Raw genomic sequence first — 3,563 nt, forward strand, 5'->3', positions numbered from 1 at the left:
GCCCCTGCGCCCCGGCTATCGGCGCGTTGGCCGCGCTGGATCCGCCGCTGAACAGACTGCTCAGGAAGCCGGCGTCCGAACCCCCACGCTTTCCGAACAGCATGTCGCTGATCGAGTTGGATGCGAGATCCGCGATTCGGCTCTTCAAGTTCGACATGACGTTCTCAAGGAGCTTGCCCTGGGCAACGCCGTCGCTGAGCCCGCGAACGAAGGTGCGGACCCCATCGGAGCCGATCGAACGGTACTCGTCGGTGCGTTTTGAGGATTCCCGAAGCTCCTCATTGCGCTTAGCCGCCTCGGAAGCCTGGTTGGCGTATTCCTCGATCTTGGCGCTCAGTTCGGGGGTGACCTCGCGCTCGGCGCGCTTGGCGGCCGTCAAAAGCTCGGTCTGGGTCCGGTACCGGGCCACCGCCTCGGCACCCATGCCATAGGTCTCGTTCTGCTCGTTCTGGCGCCGGATCGAATTCTGGATGTTGCGCTCGGCGCTGTCGAAGTCGTCGCGCTTATCGGCGCCACTCTTTCCGTCCCCTTTCGAGTCCGAGCCAGCGCTGGAGATGACGCCGGCCATGGCGGACTGCTCCGCCGCGCTACGGGTCGTCACCACCTTACCGGCGAGATCGAACTCCTTCTGACGGACAGCGACGGCGGCCTTCTCAGCGTCGGTCTTGGCGTTCTTCGCATCGAGGGTGAGCTGATCCTGTTGCCGGACACGCTCCTCGGACGAAATCAGCTTCCCATTGATGTCGACCAGGGTTGTACGAGCCCGAAAGAGGGCATCATACCCACGGTCAGCGGCCTCTAAGGTGGTCGGGTCGATCTTCGCCCGGGTAAGCGGATCGGACAGCCCGTCACGGAGTGTTGCAAGCTTCTTGTCGACGTCGGTGAGTTGGGCAAGGTTCGGGTCGATGCTGCGCGCTACGGCTCCCGCCGCAACGGAATTCTTGACCCTCGCCTCCTCTTCAGCTCGAGCCTTCGTCGCGCGCTCGGCCTTGTCCGCTTCGGCCTGGACCGCATCGCGCTGAGCCCGAAGCGGGTCCAAGAACGCAGACGAGGCTTGTCTTTTCTCTGCTTCAGCCACCCGGAGGTTCAGGTCGGCGAGAACACTCTGCGGTGTCGTCACCGACGCGCCTGCAGCCCGCTTGATGCTCTCCCAAGCTTGATCAGCGGTAGCCGAGACGAAGTTCCAAGCCTGCCCCCATCGAGTGGTGCTTTCGGCGTTTGCGTCGATCTGACCTTTTAGCGCTTCGGCGAGTGCGGTCTGCGCGGCCGTCTTGTCGCCTTGCTCAGCCAGCGTCGTAATGTACTGGCGTGTCTTGTCGTCGATCCCACCCAGCTTGTTGCCGAGCTCTTCGGCGCCACGTGCCGGATCCGCGAACATCCGAGCGAGGTCGGCTGTGGCGGTTGGCACGTCGCTGCCGATGATCTTGGCATAATCCGAGGTCTTGGAGATGAGTGCATCGAACACGGGCGCCGCGATCTCGCCGGTCGAAGCGAAGCCGGCGGCGATCTCGCGCGCGGTCGACGTGGAGACCTTACCCGCTTCGGCGGTGCGGCTCGCCAGAGCGTCGAGTTGCGCGACGGACAGGTCGGTCGAACGGCCCGTTGTGGTGAGCGAGCGGGTCAGCGTGGCCTGATCGCGCTGGTAAGATGAGGCCGCCAGCGCGAAGACTGCGGTGGCCGCAACGACGGCCGCACCTGCCACCGTGAACGGGGTAACGAGGCCTTTGGCGCTCTCCGCAAGCTGCGAAAGGCCGGACTTCAAGCCGCCTTCGCGATCTGCGAGCTGCTGGAACACCTGCCCGCCCTGCTGGAGGGCGACGACGCTCGGGGATGCGCCGGAGTAGAGCTGCTGAGCCGAATCAATCGCCTGATACTTCACGAACAGGCGGTCGTAAGTGCTCAGACCCTCTTTCTGGTTGTCGTTCTGCGGACCGTATTTGCGATCGGACAGGGTGCGTAGACGGTCGGCATAGGATGGCGTGAACTGGCCCGACGCCTCGCCCTGACCGATAAGCCGATTGGCTCGATCGGCCTGCTGCTCCCGACGATAGTCCTCGTCGAGCTGCGACCGGATGCGACTGATCTGCGCGGCGGTCGCAGGGGATCCGCCAGTCTGACTGCTACCGGCGCCGCTGACGGGCGAACCTGCTGTGTTCGCGGTGGTTTGTGCGACGCGGGCGGCCTCGGCGGCTTCCCTGACCTTGCTGACGACCTTATCAGCCCCGGCGCTCGTTCGATCCAGAGCAGATGTGACGCCGTCGAAAGCCGTCCTGCCGGCGGCGCCGGCTTCGTCGAACTCGCGCTTGACCTCGGCGCCACCGGTGGCCTGCAATCTGATGGCGATGTTGGTGGTCATGGATCGCCTTCGGTTTGGTAGGCGCGAACGATCAATGGCTCAACGACAGGCAGCATGTCGGCGAGCAGCCCAGACCGCGCGCCCATCGCATCGGCCATCATCAGGATTGCGGTGAAGTCGAGGGCATAGGGGCTGCCGAGGCCCGCGCGAACTTGGCCGGCGCAGCGCTCGATCACCGCCCACGCGGTGAGGCCATCCGCAGTCTGTGGTTCGTGCACCAGGTAGGGGCATTCGGCGCACTGGGTTTCACACGCATCGCAGTAATCGCGGCCCCGGTCGGCGAAGTGCCACTCCGCGAGGGCCTTCAGCCGTTTTTTTCCGTCTCTCCGGTGAGGATTGGTCCGACATACTGCTGGTCGAAAGCGTCGTAGCAGGGCCATATCTGCATGAGCGCATCCACGTTCTCGGCCGTCACGGGCACAGGCTCGCCCTCGGCGTTGCCGACCCCCGACCAATCGGAGATCGCGAACCGCGCCAGAGCGCCCACCAGGGCCACCGTCGCCTTCGTGCCTGTATCCGGATCGTCATCGGCGCCCTCAGCCCGAAACACCTTCCCGGCCTCGCGTCGGGCAATGATCATGGCTGCCGGTGTGGCAGGGCGCATCTGGACGCGAACACCCGGCATCAGGTCGAGCCACGCAGGCGCAGATGGATGGGCGGAAAGCTTCAGCACGCGTGCGACCTCAGTAGCTCGATACGTTGTTGATGAGGGTGGCGGTGACCGTCTTGCCGAGGGTCATGTCCTTGGCCGCCTGCCATGCGAAGGTGGCCTGGACGCCGTTCGGACCGGTCACGGGCGTCTTGGCGCGCGGCAGGTAGACCGCGTGTGCCTTGAAGACGAGCGAGCGGCCGGCGTCGGTGACCCATCCGAAAGTCAGCTCGACGGGCGTGCCGGCGGTGGCCTGGTCGAGCAGCGCGGTGTCCTTGAAGCGCACCACGATGTTACCGGTCATCATGACCATGCCGGGGTCGGCGTCCTCGATACGGCCATCGCCGCGGATGGTCTCCACCTTGTCGAGGTTGTTCGAGTAGGTGAAATCGGCCGACACGACCGAACCGAGGTCCACACCCGCGCGGGTGATCTTGCCCTGGAAGGGAGAGAAGCGCTCGACCGAGGCCTCGGCGAGGGTGCCGGCGCCTGAGGCTGTCAGTTTGGTCTCGCCCTGGGCGATGAGCCCCATGGTGGCGGTGAGCAGGCCGGAGCGCT

4 protein-coding genes are annotated in these 3,563 nt (G+C 65.2%); all 4 read right to left on the reverse strand.

What is annotated here, in order from left to right:
• Positions 1-2,356 (reverse strand): phage tail length tape measure family protein (locus G3T14_RS23485; RefSeq protein WP_204263032.1); only part of this gene is annotated, 2,356 nt, incomplete at its 3' end.
• Entirely contained in the window at positions 2,353-2,574 is a 222-nt protein-coding gene (locus G3T14_RS23490; RefSeq protein WP_348645338.1) for a hypothetical protein, read from the reverse strand. The genes G3T14_RS23485 and G3T14_RS23490, both read right to left, overlap by 4 nt.
• 86 nt (positions 2,575-2,660) lie before the next feature.
• On the reverse strand, positions 2,661-3,029 hold the full coding sequence (locus G3T14_RS23495; protein ID WP_163644911.1) for a hypothetical protein: 369 nt from the start codon (positions 3,027-3,029) through the stop codon (positions 2,661-2,663).
• Between the two features lie 10 nt (positions 3,030-3,039).
• Positions 3,040-3,563: phage tail tube protein (locus tag G3T14_RS23500; protein ID WP_246733523.1), on the reverse strand; the 524-nt coding region annotated here is incomplete at its 5' end.

Source organism: Methylobacterium sp. BTF04 (assembly GCF_010692745.1).
In the GTDB taxonomy this organism is placed as follows: Bacteria; Pseudomonadota; Alphaproteobacteria; order Rhizobiales; family Beijerinckiaceae; genus Methylobacterium.